The sequence below is a fragment of the Streptomyces doebereineriae genome (genome assembly GCF_031845645.1).
Classification (GTDB): domain Bacteria; phylum Actinomycetota; class Actinomycetes; order Streptomycetales; family Streptomycetaceae; genus Streptomyces; species Streptomyces canus.
Genome location: NZ_JAVREZ010000011.1, coordinates 1 through 14304 on the forward strand (window position 1 = coordinate 1; position 14304 = coordinate 14304).

Here is a 14304-nt window from a genome sequence, read left to right on the forward strand (position 1 = left end):
CCTTGGCCAGCACCAGCGAGGTACCGAGGGCGTCCGTGCCGTGCAGGTCGTCGTCCTCGACGTGGACGGCCTTGTCGGCGCCCATCGACAGCGCCTTGCGCAGCGCGTCCTTGGCGTCCTCGGGGCCCACGGTCAGGACCGTGACCTCGACGTCGTCGTCGGAGTTCTCAGAGATCTGCAGCGCCTGCTCGACCGCGTACTCGTCCAGCTCGGAGAGCAGACCGTCCACGTCGTCACGGTCGACGGTCAGGTCATCGGCGAAGTGCCGGTCGCCGGTGGCGTCGGGCACGTACTTCACAGTGACAACGATCCTCAAGCTCACGCCGGCTCTCCTACTGCATCGTCATTTTTCGGCTGCCTCTTGCAGGCAGCATAGGCGCCCCAAGCGGCCGATCCCGGTCGGGGCGGGCTGCGCTCCGACCGCAATATTACTCACCAGTACATCCAGTTCCTGCCCGCTAAGCAAGCGCTTTGAACTGTGACCTTCGCAACGCAGCGTAATCGGAACTCGACGGCCGCGCACCACAGCGGAAGGGGCCGATGAGCCGATCAGTCGCGCAGGCCGCTGAACCGGCCCTGGTGGTAGAGCAGCGGTCGGCCGGCGCCGGCGGGGTCGCCGAGCCGCACCTCGGCCAGCACGACGCGGTGGTCCCCGGCGGCCACGCGCGCGACGACCCGGCACACCAGCCAGGCGAGGACGTCGTCGAGGACGGGCACCTCCTCGGGCCCCTCCCGCCAGGCGGTGGGCGCGCCGAAGCGGTCGGCACCGCTGCGGGCGAAGGTGGCGGCCAGTTCCTCCTGGTGCTCGCCGAGTATGTGGACGCCGACGTGCTCCGCCCGGGATATCGCGGGCCAGCTGGAGGCGCCCGTGCCGATCCCGAAGGAGAGCATCGGCGGTTCGGCGGAGACCGAGGCGAGGGACGTGGCGGTGAAGCCGACCGGACCGGCCTCTCCGTTCGCGGTGATCACGGCGACCCCTGCCGCGTGCCGCCGGAAGACGGACCGCAGGAGGTCGGGAGAGGCGAGTCGAGGGGCGCCGAGGTCGGGCGTGGCCGTCATGGGGATTTCCTTCTGCGAGGAGTGTCGAGCTGGACCGTGGCTGCTCAACAAGCCGGACAGCGCGCGCTCGCGGTACGGGCGAGGTCGACGTGGACCCGCCCGAACAGAAGGAGTTCCGTAGGCATACGGTCAGGCTGACGATAGGTGCGGTGCACAGTCAAGTACGTTCCGACATATGGGAGATGCCTCACCGTGGGCGCACCCGGTGTCAAACCGCCTCCCCGACCGCCGCGATGACGTCCGCCTTGCGCGGCTGTCCAGTGGCCCGCCGTACGACCCGGCCGTCGGCGTCGAGGACCAGTACGGTCGGCGTCTTGAGGATGTCGAGTTCGCGGACCAGGTCGAGATTCTTCTCGGCGTCGATCTCGACATGGGCCACGCCCGGGACCATGCCGGCGACCTCGCCCAACACCCGCCGGGTCGCCCGGCAGGGCGCGCAGAAGGCGCTGGAGAACTGGACGAGCGTGGCGCGTTCGCCGAGTTCCTCGCCCAACTCGGCCGCGCCGAGCCTCTTGCCGTCGTCGCGCCCGCGCACCCGTACCCTCCCGCTCCGCCGCCGCTGCAGCACCCCATAGGCGCTCGCCGCCGCGAGCACCGCCACGCACACCACAAGTCCGGTCATCACCTGCACAGCATTCACGAGACTGCAAAGATTCCCGCCTCCCCCAAGTCTCCCCGTTGCGGAATGCTTGATTCATGGACATCGATGCAAGGGGGCCGCGCTTCGGCGCGGCCGTGACGACCGTCGTGCTGGCGGCCGTTCTGATCACGGGCAGCGGGTGGCTGCTGGCCTGGCAGACACTGGCGTTCGCTCTGGGCGCGGCGGGTGGAGTGGGTCGCTCGCCGTACGGCTGGCTGTTCCGCAAGGCCGTACGCCCACGGATCGGGCCTCCGACCGAGTTCGAGGCGCCGGAACCGCCGCGGTTCGCGCAGGCGGTGGGACTCGCCTTCGCGGGTCTGGGACTCGTGGGCTACGGGATCGGACCGGAGTGGCTCGGGCTCGCGGCGACCGGAGCGGCACTGGCGGCGGCCTTTCTCAACGCCACGTTCGGGTACTGCCTGGGATGCGAGATGTACCTGCTCGTGCGGCGGGTGACGGTACGCGCGGAGTAAAGGAGGCTTAAAAGCCCAAGGTGGATCACAGGGCGGAAGTGACGAGAATCTCTCGCCGGGCGGGCACCAAGACTGGCTCCCCGCCCGTTCTTGGGGCACGATCTGCGAGATGCCGTAAACCTACGGCTGCGTAACTTAATGCCGGGACCATCCCAGGCAGAGCAGGAAGGGCTCACCCCGCCCATGGCAGAGCTTGTCTACCGCCCCGTCGTCGGATTCGCTCAGGCGCTGTTCAAGGCCTGGGACCTCAAGATCGACTGCCGGGGTTCGGAGAACATCCCGCGCTCGGGCGGCGCCGTGCTGGTGAGCAATCACATCAGCTACCTGGACTTCGTCTTCAACGGCCTGGCCGCGCTCCCGCAGAAGCGCCTCGTGCGTTTCATGGCGAAGGAGTCCGTTTTCCGCCACAAGGTCTCCGGTCCGCTGATGCGCGGGATGAAGCACATCCCGGTCGACCGCACGCAGGGCGAGACGGCCTACGCCCACGCCCTGGAGTCGCTGCGGTCGGGCGAGATCGTCGGGGTCTTCCCGGAGGCGACCATCTCGCAGTCCTTCACGCTGAAGAGCTTCAAGTCGGGTGCGGCGCGGATGGCGCAGGAGGCGGGTGTCCCCCTGATCCCGATGGCCGTCTGGGGTACGCAGCGGCTGTGGACCAAGGGGCACCCCCGCAACTTCAAGCGCAGCCACATCCCGATCACCATGAGGGTGGGCGAGGCGATCGAGGCTTCTCGGGACAAGTACGCCGGGGCCATCACGCGGCAGGTGCGGGAGCGGGTCAACGAGTTGCTGGAAGCGGCTCAGCGGGCCTATCCCGTGCGCCCCAAGGGGCCGGACGACACCTGGTGGATGCCGGCGCATCTCGGGGGTACGGCGCCCACGCCCGAGCAGGTGCGCGAGGCCGACGCCCGGTAGCGGGTTGTCCGGGTCGAGGGCTACCGCGACGCCGTGGTGATCTGCGCCCCCGGACTGAACTTCTCCAGCAGTTCGGCCAGTTCGGCGGCCGCCGTCTCCATGTCGGCGAGCGGCATCGGGGCCATGCCCTCCAGCAGGAAGACGGCCGAGACCGTCTCCTCCGTGAGCCTCGTGCGGGGGCCCTGGCGCCAGTTCCAGCGGCGGCAGGTCACACCTTCCTCGTCCCGCCAGATCACCTCGCCGGCGTCGGGATGCTCCACGGCCTCCTCTCCTCCGGCCACCGTCACGAAGTCCTCGTCGCCGGTGGCCCGTACGAGCCGCATCCCGCCCCGGATGCGGTCGAGGTCCTCGCCACCGACGGGGACGAGGTGCGCGACGCTGATCGCGTTGTAGAGGTCGACCAGGAGGTTGATGCGGGGCAGACCCGCGTCCGACAGAGCCCTCTTCGCCAGCGCCTCCGCCGAGTTGCGGGTGCGTGACGGCTTCGAGCCGAACGCCGTGTAGACCTCCCGCCAGGCCGCCATGTGCGGGTCCTCGTGCGGGGCGCGCCCGTCCAGACGTACGGCGAGACGGCGGGCCGCGTCGTCGAGGAGTGCCGAACTGGCGTCGGTGCTGGGCCCGTTGACGAGGCCGTGGGCCTCGATGGCGAGGTGCCTGAAGCCGGGTGCGAGGGCGCGCACTTCGTCGGACACGGTCAGGGAGAGGGTCATCGGGTGCCTCAGAGTGCGGTGGGGAGTGTCTTCCAGAGGTACAGCCGGTCGGGGGCGGCCTTGAGAGCGCTCAGAACGGCCGAGTGTGGTTCAGCGTACAGGACCGGGTAGTCCATCTCGTTGGACTCCGGTTCGGGCGTGAAGGCCAACCGCTCGCCGTCGAGGGAGAACTGGGCGTCCACTCCGGGCTTGTTGCCCCGGGGGTCCTGGCGGTGCCAGGCGCCGTTGAACCGCACGGCGACCAGGCCGTGCACCACGTCGAACTTCTGATAGCAGAGTGCGGTCGGGATGTCCTCGGCGCGCAGCAGGGCGGCCAGCGCGTGGGCCTTGGCGTAGCAGATGCCGGTGCCCTGCTCCAGGACGTCGGACGCCCGCCAGGTGACGCGGGGATCGCCGGAGTCCTGGGAGTGCGGGATGGTGTCACGGACGAATTCGAAGGCCAGTCGCGCATAGGCATACGAGTCGACCGCTTCCTTGGCGAGACGTGCGGCCACTCCTCTGACGACCGGGTGGTGGTGGTCGATGACGTCGTCGGCGGCCAGGTATGCGGAAAGGTCGGGGGTGTTCTGGATCAGCTCCATGCCCGCAGAGCATAGGAAAACGATCACCCTGGGTCAATCAATTTACGAAGGTCAGTATATTTATGCAGCGTAGCAATGTACGGCGACCACCTGGGACGGGCTCCAGCGCTGTTCGACCGTGGCCAGCCTCGTCCAGCCCAGCCGTTCGTACAAGGCCGCCGCGGCGGTGTCGGACGCGACGACGTCGAGCACCGGATGCAGGCCGTGGTGCTGGGCCTCCGCCACCGCTCTGCCCATCAGCAGGGCACCGATCCCGTGCCCTCTCGCTCGCGGGGCGACGAACAACCGGCCGACCACCGCGGCCTGTTCCCCGCTCGTGCCGTTCCGCTCGCTCCACAGGACAGGGGCCAAGTCGCCCTCGGCGCTGCGGGAAAGGCTGACGTGGCCGGCGACACGGCCGTGCAGCTCGGCGACCCAGCTGCCCAGTGCGGCCTCCTGCGACAGCCACTCACCGGGCCGGGCAGGCCAGTTCACCGGATAGCCGTCGCGGCGGTGCACCTCCGCCAGCACCCGCACGCATGCCTCGACGTCGTCATCGGTCCTCGGCCGGACCCGGCGCTGTGTCTTGTCCACACCGGCATGCAAGCACAGACCGCCTCCGGTTCGGTACGCGCCTCAGCGCGCCATCTCTTCCTTCAGCGCCGCCACGAAGGCGTCCACGTCGTCCTCGGTCGTGTCGAAGGCGCACATCCAGCGGACGACGCCGGCGGCCTCGTCCCAGAAGTAGAAGCGGAAGCGCTTCTGGAGGCGCTCGCTCACGTCGTGCGGGAGCTTGGCGAAGACGCCGTTGGCCTGGACCGGGTAGAGGATCTCGACACCGTGGACGGCGCGGACACCCTCCGCCAGGCGCTGGGCCATCTCGTTGGAGTGGCGGGCGTTGCGCAGCCACAGGTCCTTGGCGAGCAGGGCCTCCAACTGCACTGACACGAAACGCATCTTGGAGGCGAGCTGCATCGACAGCTTGCGCAGGTGCTTCATGTGGGAGACCGCGTCCTGGTTGATCACCACGACCGCCTCGCCGAACAGGGCGCCGTTCTTCGTCCCGCCCAGGGAGAGGATGTCGACGCCGACCGCGTTGGTGAACGTCCGCATCGGGACGTCGAGGGAAGCGGCCGCGTTGGCTATGCGGGAGCCGTCCAGGTGAACCTTCATGCCGTGCGCGTGGGCGTGGTCGCAGATCGCGCGGATCTCGTCGGGCGTGTAGAGGGTGCCGAGCTCCGTGGACTGGGTGATCGAGACGACCTGCGGCATAGCGCGGTGCTCGTCCTCCCAGCCCCAGGCCTGCTTGTCGATCAGTTCGGGCGTGAGCTTGCCGTCGGGGGTGGGCACGCTGAGCAGCTTGAGGCCGCCCATGCGCTCGGGGGCACCGCCCTCGTCGACGTTGATGTGCGCGCTCTCGGCGCAGATCACCGCGCCCCAGCGGTCGGTGACCGCCTGGAGCGCGACGACGTTGGCGCCGGTGCCGTTGAAGACCGGGAACGCCTCGGCCGTGGCGCCGAAGTGGCTGCGGACGACGCCCTGGAGGTTCTCGGTGTAGTCGTCCTCGCCGTACGCGACCTGGTGCCCGCCGTTGGCCAGTGCCAGGGCGGCGAGCACCTCCGGGTGGGCCCCGGCGTAGTTGTCGCTGGCGAAGCCGCGGACCTGCGGGTCATGATGACGACGAGCGTCGGTCTTCGGAGGGTTCACGGCTTCTCGGTCAGCCACAGACGGTTTCCGTTCACTTCGGCGGCGGGCTTGTCCCAGACACCGGCGATGGCCTCGGCCAGGTCCTGGACGTGCGTGAAACCCGCAAACTTCGCGTTGGGCCGGTCGGCGCGCATGGCCTCGTGCACCAGTGCCTTCACCACCAGGATCGTAGCCGCGGACGTCGGCCCACCGGCGCCACCGGCCTTGCGGAAGGCGTCCGCGAGAGCGAGCGTCCAGGCCTCGGCGGCGGCCTTGGCGGCGGCGTACGAGGCGTTGCCCGCGCTCGGCTTCGTCGCACCGGCGGCGCTGATCAGGACGTAGCGGCCGCGGTCGCTGCGCTGCAGGCCCTCGTAGAAGGCGAGCGAGGTGTGCTGGACGGTGCGGATGAGCAGCAGTTCCAAAAAGTCCCAGTCGTCCAGGCTCGACTTGATGAAGGTCTCGCTGCCGCGCCAGCCGCCGACGAGGTGGACCAGACCGTCGACGCGGCCGAAGTCCTTCTCGATGTGCTCGGCCCAGTCGCGGGTGGATCCCAGGTCCAGCAGGTCGACCGGCTCGCCGGTGACGCTGGCGCCGCCCGACGCGTAGCGTGCCGCGTCCACGGCCTCCGCGAGCCGCTCCGGGTCGTTGTCCGCGCCGACGACGGTCGCGCCCGCCTCGGCCAGCCGCAGCAGTGCCGCGCGGCCCGCGGGTCCACCCGCGCCTGCAACAGCGATCACCGCACCGCTGAGAGCTCCGTTCCCCGCCATGTTCTTCGCCTCCTGAGCAGCCGCCTCGGCGGCCTGTGCAGTGTTCCCGGTGCCGCGATCGCTCACGCGGCGACCCGCTCGGCGTTCTCCGCCGTGATACCTCGGGTCGAGGCGATCACATGGCGAAGCTTCTTGGAGAGGGCCTCATAGAACATGCTCAGCGGAAACTCGTCCGGAAGCACGTCGTCGACGAGTTTCCGGGGCGGCAGCGACAGGTCGAGGGCGTCCGGACCCTTGGCCCACTTGGAGCCCGGGTGCGGGGCGAGGTAGGTGGAGACCAGCTCGTAGCCGGCGAACCAGTGGACGAGCTTCGGGCGGTCGATGCCGTCGCGGTAGAGCTGCTCGATGTCGGCGCACAGCTGGTTGGTGACCTCGGGGGCGCGCTGCCAGTCGATGAACAGCTTGTTGTCGGTCCAGCGGACGACGTCGTGCTTGTGCAGGTAGGCGAAGAGGAGCTGGCCGCCGAGCCCGTCGTAGTTGCGCACTCGCTCGCCGGTGACCGGGAAGCGGAACATCCGGTCGAAGAGGACCGCGTACTGCACGTCACGGGCCTGCGGAACGCCGTCCGCCTCCAGCTTCACGGCCTCCTTGAAGGCGGTGAGGTCGCAGCGCAGCTCTTCGAGGCCGTACATCCAGAACGGCTGGCGCTGCTTGATCATGAACGGGTCGAAGGGCAGGTCGCCGTGGCTGTGGGTGCGGTCGTGGACCATGTCCCACAGTACGAAGGCCTCCTCGCAGCGCGTCTGGTCGTGGACCATCGCGGCGATGTCCTCGGGCAGCTCCAGGCCCAGGATGTCGACGGCCGCGTCGGTGACGCGGCGGAAGCGGGCGGCCTCGCGGTCGCAGAAGATACCGCCCCAGGAGAAGCGTTCCGGCGCCTCGCGCACGGCGATCGTCTCCGGGAAGAGGACGGCGGAGTTCGTGTCGTAGCCGGACGTGAAGTCCTCGAACTTGATGCCGCAGAACAGCGGGTTGTCGTAGCGGGTGCGCTCCAGTTCGGCCAGCCACTCGGGCCAGACCATGCGCAGCACGACCGCCTCCAGATTGCGGTCCGGGTTGCCGTTCTGCGTGTACATCGGGAAGACGACCAGGTGCTGGAGGCCGTCCGCGCGGTTCGCGGCGGGCTGGAAGGCCAGCAGGGAGTCGAGGAAGTCGGGCACCTCGAAGCCGCCCTCGGACCAGCGCCGGAGGTCCTTGACGAGGGCGGCGTGGTAGTCGGCGTCGTGCGGCAGCGACGGCGACAGCTCCTGCACCGCGTCGACGACACGCCGTACGGCGGCCTCGGCGTCCGCGCGCGCGGGCGCGCTCTCGGCCTCGAAGTCGATCGACCCGTCCTTGGACTGCCATGGCCGGATCCGCTCCACGGCATCCTTGAGCACGGGCCATGCCGGGTGCTCCACCACCCTGGTCACGGGAGGAACCTGGTCCCCCGAAGCCGCCTGCACAAGAATTTCCGTCATGTCCCATCCTCCACGGGAGAAACTCGCGTATGAAGACCGTATACATACGAGCTTCCGTCCAGCAAGAGCAGACTCGGGAAGTTATCCTGCCCACACCAATGGTCACCGAACTTTTTCCTGTCGAGGGCCATAAACACGGGGATTCCGGGTAAGCGAGATCACTCCCTCGCAGTTCACCGCGATCCCTCGTGTACGTACGGGTTCATCACACGGCGTAGCCGTTAGGCTGCGGCTTTGCACCGAGCCGCCGTCGACGGAAGCGAGTTGAACCTTGAACTTCCTTACCATCGGTCATCGCGGAGTCATGGGTACCGAACCCGAGAACACCCTCCGTTCCTTCGTCGCCGCCCAGCAGGCCGGCCTCGACCTGATCGAACTCGATCTGCATCTGAGCAAGGACGGCGCCCTCGTCGTCATGCACGACACCGACGTGGACCGCACGACCGACGGAACCGGCCCGATCGCCGAGAAGACCCTCACCGAACTGCGCGCCCTGGACGCGGGCCGCGGGGAACGCGTCCCGGTGTTCGAGGAGGTCCTGGACGCCGTGCGGTCGCCGCTCCAGGCCGAGATCAAGGACATCGCGGCGGCCCGGGCGCTGGCCGAGGTCATGATCCGGCGGAATCTGGTCTCCCGGGTCGAGGTGTCCTCGTTCCACGACGAGGCGATCGCCGAGATCGGCCGCCTCGTGCCCGGTGTACGGACCGCGCTGATCGGCAGCCGGTTCGGCCCCGACATCGTGGAGCGCGCCGTCGAGGCCGGTGCGGGAACGGTCTGCCTGAACATCCGCCGGCTGACCCTGGAGGTCGTCGAGGCGGCCCGCAAGGCGGATCTGAAGATCATCGGCTGGGTGGTGAACACCCAGGACCATCTGAAGCTGGTGCGGGCCCTGGAACTGGACGGCGCGACGACCGACTACCCGGAGATCAAACGCACCGGGCGCTTCACCGCGTGAACCGGGACAGGAACGTCACACCAGCGGCTTGACCAGCAGCTCGAACTGCAGATCGTCGCGCTGCGGAACGCCGAAGCGCTCGTCGCCGTACGGGAACGGTGTCATCTGTCCCGTACGGCGGTAGCCGCGCCGCTCGTACCAGGCGACGAGGTCGTTCCGCACCGAGATCACGGTCATGTGCATCTCGGTCACGCCCCAGGTCTCCCGGGCGATCCGCTCCGCCTCCGCGATGATCACCTTGCCGAGGCCGCCGCCCTGGAGTGCGGGACTGACCGCGAACATCCCGAAGTACGCGTGCGTGCCCCGGTGTTCGAGCTGGCAGCAGGCAACGACCTGGCCGTCCCGCTCCACCGTGAGCAGCCGGCTGTCGGGCGACTTGATGACCGCGAGCACACCCTCCGGATCCGTCCGCTGCCCCTCCAGGATGTCCGCCTCGGTGGTCCACCCGGCCCGGCTGTCGTCTCCGCGGTACGCCGACTCGACCAGCGCGACGAGCGCGTCCACATCGGCGTCGGTGGCGTCACGGAAGGTGAGGCCGGCGGTGGTCTCCATGGGGCGCGTCTCCACTTCAGGGGCACGACTGGGGCAGGGTCGAGACTAACGCCCCGGTTAGGCTCGCCCGCATGGTGCACGTACTGAGCGGCCGCGTCCTGCTGCGCCCCACGCATCCGGAACGTTCCCGAGTCTTCTACGGCGATCAACTGGGCCTCGCCGTGTACCGCGAGTTCGGCACGGGCCCGGAGCGGGGCACCGTCTACTTCCTCGGCGGTGGATTCCTGGAGCTGTCGGGACGGTCCGAGGCTCCACCGGCCGCGGGCGTCCGGCTGTGGCTCCAGGTCGCGGACGTGACCGCGGCGCACGAGGAACTGGTGGCCAAGGGCGTCGAGATCGTACGGCCCCCGGTAAAGGAGCCATGGGGGCTGGTCGAGATGTGGGTGGCGGACCCGGACGGCACACCGATCGTGCTGGTGGAGGTGCCGTCGGACCATCCGATCCGGTACCGGCCCGGAATCTGAACACGGCGTCTGCCGACCGGCATCACACGTGGTGCCGGCCGTTTCGCCGACTTGGATATGCTCCGCCGACCGCCGTGGCCCCGAGGGCGTCGAGCAGTGGAGGAGCACATGAGCGTGGACCTGAACGCCCCGGCCTGGCACGGGCAGCGATGGGCGGCCAGGACCGCCCTGGCGGCGGCCGCCCTCGCGGTGCTGCTCCCACTCGGGTACGGCGGTCTCGACGGCGTACTGCTGCTGGCGGCCGGGCTCACGGGCGGGGCCGTCACCGCTGCGGCGGTGTGGTGGACGCTGACCCGGCGCGGCCCGGCACGCTGGCTGGCGGCGGTGCTCGCGGCCGTCACCCCCACCGTCGTCGTCGTTCTCTTCGTGGTCACCCTGGGATGGGTGCTCGTGCTGTCGCCGGTGCTGTGGGCGGTGGCCGTGTGGAGCGGGCGGTACGCGCTGCGCAGCACCGGCAAACGGCCCAGGCGTATGAAGGAGCACCGGGCGCGGTCCGTGCGGCGGCCCTTCCTGCTCATGAACCCCCGCTCCGGAGGCGGGAAGGTGGAGCGGTTCGGGCTGCGGGAGAAGGCCGAACGGCTGGGCGCGCGGGTCGTGCTGCTCGACCCGGAGGAGCACCAGGACGTGACCGCGCTGGCGCGGGCGGCCGTGGCGGAGGGCGCGGACCTGCTGGGCGTCGCGGGCGGTGACGGCACCCAGGCACTGGTCGCCGCCGTCGCCGCGGAGCACGACCTGCCGTTCCTCGTCGTCTGCGCCGGTACGCGCAACCACTTCGCGATGGACCTCGGCCTCGACCGCGCCGACCCCGCGGCCTGTCTCGACGCGCTCACCGACGGCGTGGAACTCCGGGTGGATCTCGGCTTCGCCGCGGACCATCCCTTCGTCAACAACGCCTCGTTCGGCGCGTACGCGGCGGTCGTCCAGAGTCCCGCCTACCGCGACGACAAGATCGGCACCACTCTGGAGCTCCTTCCCGACCTGCTCACCCGGCAGCGCGGCCCCCGTCTGACCGCGCGGATCGACGCCACGACGCTCGACGGCCCGCAAGCCGTGCTGGTGAGCAACAACGCCTACCGCACCGGCGACCCGGTGGGCCTCGGCCGCCGCGAGCGGCTCGACTCGGGGCTGCTCGGCATCCTCGGCGTCAAGGTGGACAGTGCGGCCGAGGCCGCGGCGCTGCTGCTCGACCCCGATCCGGAGGGTCTCGCGGTCCTGTCCGCGCGGGAGGTGATCGTCGACGCCGACCGGCCGGAGATCGAGGTCGGCGTCGACGGCGAGGCCCTGCTCCTGCCCACCCCGGTCCACTGTCGTATCGTCCCCGGGGCGCTCCGCGTCCACGTCCCGAGGAAGCGACCGGGTGTACCGGAGGCGCAACCCCGCCTGAACTGGCGCCAGTTGCGCAAGCTGGCGGCTACGGCCGGGCGGGCGTGAGGCGGTTCCCTCGTCAGCGGGTACGCAGTTCAGCCCCCGTGGGGGCGAGCGGTGTCACCGTGACCTGGTCGATGACGGGGGCGTGGGCGGAGCGTTGGCCGAATGCGTTCCTGGTGTCGCCGGCGAAGTCGGGGATTTCGTCGGACGTGAACGTGATCGTGTTGAGGCCCGGGCGCAGGGTGACGGGCACGGAGAGATTCCAGAAGTTGTTGAAGTGGAAGGTGGTGGGGAACAGGACGCGGTGCGCGGGGCCGCCGTTGACGCAGATGTCGGCGTGGCGGCAGACCGGGTCCGGGTTGTAGTGGGTGGAGGGAGGCTGCTCGCCGTTGGAGTAGCGGATCGTCAGCGCGTGGCGTCCGGGGCGGCCCGCCGTGACCGTCAGGGTGAGCGCGTTCGCGGACCCGGCGCCGATGCCGTCAACTGCCTTGCCACCGACGGCGTACGGGTATCCGGTCACCCTCGCCGTGCCGGTCAGGACGCCTTCCTCGGCGGCGTACGCGGTGCTGGGCAGGAGGCCACGTGAAGGGGCGATCCGCAGCCGGTCGACGATCAGCCGGTCCGAAGTCCCGGTGACCGTCACCTTGTTGACGCCCCCGGCCAGGAAGAGCGGTACGGCGCCGCGCTCGACGCGCCCGAGCTCCTCGCCGTTGACGCTCCACACGCCCTCTCCGGGCCCGAGCAGGTCGACGGTCACGGAGGCCTCGCCGTCGCCGGCCGCGTACGTCCAGAAGGTGACGGTGCCGCCTCGTGGGAGCACGGCGACTCCGGGCCCCGAGGCGCCGCGGTGGGCGTGACTGACCCGGGCGCCGCCACCGAGGTCCGCGAACTCGGCGTCGTACAGGGCGGTTTCGTCCTCGCTCCGGAGCAGGAGGTCCAGCTTGTCGACGACCGCGTCACCCTTGGTGACTCCGAGGTCGGGGTCCTGGGCGGCGAGGGTGATCCGGTGCCGGCCCCCGGTCAGCTCCACCCGGGTGTCGGTGTGTCCCCACACCGCCCGCTTGTAGCCGAGCGGCAGCCGCAGTTCACGAGGATGCTCGCCGTCGACGCGCAGGAAGACGTTGGTGGGGCCCTGCTCGCGCACCAGGTCGGCGAGGTTGTGCGAGCCCGCGAACACCGCGAGGTCGTACGTCCCGTCCTGCGGCACGTCGACGTCGAAGGCGAGCACGCCGTCGGAGCCGGTGCGCAGACCGCCCACGTGGTAGCCACCGGAGGTCGCGAACCGGTCGACGGCGGACGGGGACCCCTCGGGTCCGTTCTTCGAGTAGCCGTCTCCCGTGTAGGTGGCGTCCTCGGCCTCGTACGTCCGCCTCCAGCTCACCGCGGGCGGCAGGGCCACGGCCCCGTTGCCGCCCGGCGACAGGATCACCTGGTAGGCGGACATCGCGTCGAGATCGGTGAGACCGAGCGTCACTTTCCCGTCCGTGAGCGGCAGTTCCTCGTCCCGCAGCCGCAACGGCTGTTCTGCGGCGCCCACTTGCCCCGTCCAGGGAATCTCCATGAGACGGGCGTGGACCACGGCACCGAACACCTCCGCGTCCACGCCCTCGAAGACGATGTCCGCCGAGCCGTCCGCTCCCCCGAACAGCGCCCGCGCCTGTCGCTTGTCCCGGTCGAGGGTGGCGACGCCCTGGAGGGTGTACTGCACGTTGGGGTGCGGGGCGAGCACCCGGACGGTGTTGCCGGTCAGCTGCCCGTAGGCGTTGTAGAGCCACCACTGGCCGTTGGCCTTGTTCGCCTCGACCGCCGAGTCGTTGAGGTTGCCGGCGATGTTCCAGTAGGCGATGTCGGCGTCGACCTTCGACTCCTCGATCGCGGCGATCCACTGGATCATCTGTCCGGGGACGGAGACGTGGTAGTTGTGCGCGTACTCGTTGATGTTGACGGGCAGCGGGCCGATGCCCAACTCCCGTTCCAGATCACGGTACTTGGCGATGTTGGTGCGGACCTCGGCGGGCGAGGACAGCTCGTGCCAGGTGACGATGTCGGGCAGCACGTCGTGCGACGTCGCGAACTCCAGGAAGTCCCTGACCTCGGGGTACAGAATGCAGGTGTTGGGTCCGGCCACGCGCGCGTGCGGGTCGAGGTCCTTGATGAGGCGGTACGCGGCTTCCCAGGCGGCGAAGTAGTGGTCCGGCTCGGTCCGCCAGGAGACCTGGTCGTAGCTCCACTCCCCCTCGCCGAACATGTTGCCCTCGGGTTCGTTGAACGGCACGTACACGACGTGTTCCTTCAACTCCCCCAGGGTCAGGACGTGTTCGACCTGACGGCGGATCACGTCCAGATGTCCGGCGAGCCGCTCCTCGCCCGTGGCGCCCGGCCACTCGTACGGAAAGCCTCGGTAGAAGTCGGGCAGATAGACGTAGACGTCCTTGCCGCCCGCCGCGACGAAGGCGGGCAGGATCTCCAGGGCGTCGCCGCCGGGATGCTGGGTGCCGTCCTGGGCCTTGGTGGTCACCGTGCGCGGGTACATGCCCTCGACCACGCCACGGCTGGGCACGCCGTCGCCGTAGAGCCCGTAGAGCGTGCCGCTCGCTCCCCCGTGGAAGGGTCCGGTCTCGGTCCCGAGATCGATGGTGAGCTTCTCGGGGGCGGGGCCTTCGGCTGCCACGGCATCCATCCTTCGTTCGACATTCCG

16 protein-coding genes are annotated in these 14304 nt (G+C 69.7%); 5 read left to right on the forward strand and 11 right to left on the reverse strand.

The annotated features are described in order from the left end of the window. The 3 genes from RNB18_RS28845 to RNB18_RS28855 form a co-directional block, all read right to left on the reverse strand. A partial coding sequence (locus RNB18_RS28845; protein WP_394817689.1) for an electron transfer flavoprotein subunit beta/FixA family protein occupies positions 1-322 on the reverse strand: 322 nt, incomplete at its 3' end. 227 nt (positions 323-549) lie between these two features. Then, positions 550-1059 (reverse strand): flavin reductase family protein, encoded by a 510-nt coding sequence (locus RNB18_RS28850; protein ID WP_311717046.1) that lies wholly within the window; start codon positions 1057-1059, stop codon positions 550-552. A 208-nt stretch (positions 1060-1267) separates the two neighbouring features. Beyond that, entirely contained in the window at positions 1268-1681 is a 414-nt protein-coding gene (locus RNB18_RS28855) for a TlpA family protein disulfide reductase (RefSeq protein ID WP_062051245.1), read from the reverse strand. A 74-nt stretch (positions 1682-1755) separates the two neighbouring features. Here RNB18_RS28855 and RNB18_RS28860 point away from each other — a divergent pair, with 74 nt between their 5' ends. Further along, positions 1756-2172, forward strand: a complete 417-nt coding sequence (locus tag RNB18_RS28860) for a DUF4395 domain-containing protein (protein ID WP_311717047.1) — start codon at positions 1756-1758, stop codon at positions 2170-2172. 183 nt (positions 2173-2355) lie between these two features. Next, a complete protein-coding gene (locus tag RNB18_RS28865; protein ID WP_057609733.1) occupies positions 2356-3084 on the forward strand; it encodes a lysophospholipid acyltransferase family protein in 729 nt (242 codons plus the stop codon). Between the two features lie 20 nt (positions 3085-3104). Here the strand turns inward: RNB18_RS28865 and RNB18_RS28870 are convergent, their stop codons facing one another. The 6 genes from RNB18_RS28870 to RNB18_RS28895 form a co-directional block, all read right to left on the reverse strand. Then, positions 3105-3794: a B3/B4 domain-containing protein gene (locus RNB18_RS28870; RefSeq protein WP_311717048.1), complete on the reverse strand. Its 690-nt coding sequence runs from the start codon at positions 3792-3794 to the stop codon at positions 3105-3107. A gap of 8 nt (positions 3795-3802) precedes the next feature. Beyond that, positions 3803-4375, reverse strand: a complete 573-nt coding sequence (locus tag RNB18_RS28875) for a transglutaminase domain-containing protein (protein ID WP_311717049.1) — start codon at positions 4373-4375, stop codon at positions 3803-3805. A gap of 60 nt (positions 4376-4435) precedes the next feature. Beyond that, positions 4436-4948 carry a GNAT family N-acetyltransferase gene (locus tag RNB18_RS28880; RefSeq protein WP_311717050.1) on the reverse strand — a complete coding sequence of 171 codons (513 nt, stop codon included), beginning with the start codon at positions 4946-4948 and terminating at the stop codon, positions 4436-4438. 42 nt (positions 4949-4990) lie between these two features. Then, entirely contained in the window at positions 4991-6061 is a 1071-nt protein-coding gene (locus RNB18_RS28885; RefSeq protein WP_059207364.1) for a threonine aldolase family protein, read from the reverse strand. Further along, on the reverse strand, positions 6058-6807 hold the full coding sequence (locus tag RNB18_RS28890; RefSeq protein ID WP_311717290.1) for an SDR family oxidoreductase: 750 nt from the start codon (positions 6805-6807) through the stop codon (positions 6058-6060). Before RNB18_RS28890 ends, RNB18_RS28885 begins: the two co-directional genes overlap by 4 nt. Before the next feature lie 62 nt (positions 6808-6869). Next, positions 6870-8267: a DUF6421 family protein gene (locus RNB18_RS28895; protein ID WP_311717051.1), complete on the reverse strand. Its 1398-nt coding sequence runs from the start codon at positions 8265-8267 to the stop codon at positions 6870-6872. Between the two features lie 271 nt (positions 8268-8538). Here RNB18_RS28895 and RNB18_RS28900 point away from each other — a divergent pair, with 271 nt between their 5' ends. Beyond that, positions 8539-9222, forward strand: coding sequence for a glycerophosphodiester phosphodiesterase (locus RNB18_RS28900; protein ID WP_311717052.1), 684 nt, complete (start codon positions 8539-8541; stop codon positions 9220-9222). A gap of 15 nt (positions 9223-9237) precedes the next feature. On the opposite strand, the gene RNB18_RS28905 is transcribed toward RNB18_RS28900, so the two are convergent. Beyond that, a complete protein-coding gene (locus RNB18_RS28905; protein ID WP_311717053.1) occupies positions 9238-9774 on the reverse strand; it encodes a GNAT family N-acetyltransferase in 537 nt (178 codons plus the stop codon). Positions 9775-9845: 71 nt separating this feature from the next. Between RNB18_RS28905 and RNB18_RS28910 the strand changes: the two genes are divergently transcribed. After that, positions 9846-10238: a VOC family protein gene (locus RNB18_RS28910; protein WP_311717054.1), complete on the forward strand. Its 393-nt coding sequence runs from the start codon at positions 9846-9848 to the stop codon at positions 10236-10238. A gap of 108 nt (positions 10239-10346) precedes the next feature. Beyond that, complete coding sequence (locus RNB18_RS28915) at positions 10347-11669, forward strand: diacylglycerol/lipid kinase family protein (protein WP_311717055.1); 1323 nt, start codon at positions 10347-10349, stop codon at positions 11667-11669. 13 nt (positions 11670-11682) lie between these two features. On the opposite strand, the gene RNB18_RS28920 is transcribed toward RNB18_RS28915, so the two are convergent. Further along, positions 11683-14286, reverse strand: coding sequence for a cellulosome protein (locus RNB18_RS28920; protein WP_311717056.1), 2604 nt, complete (start codon positions 14284-14286; stop codon positions 11683-11685). Positions 14287-14304: the final 18 nt, after the last annotated feature.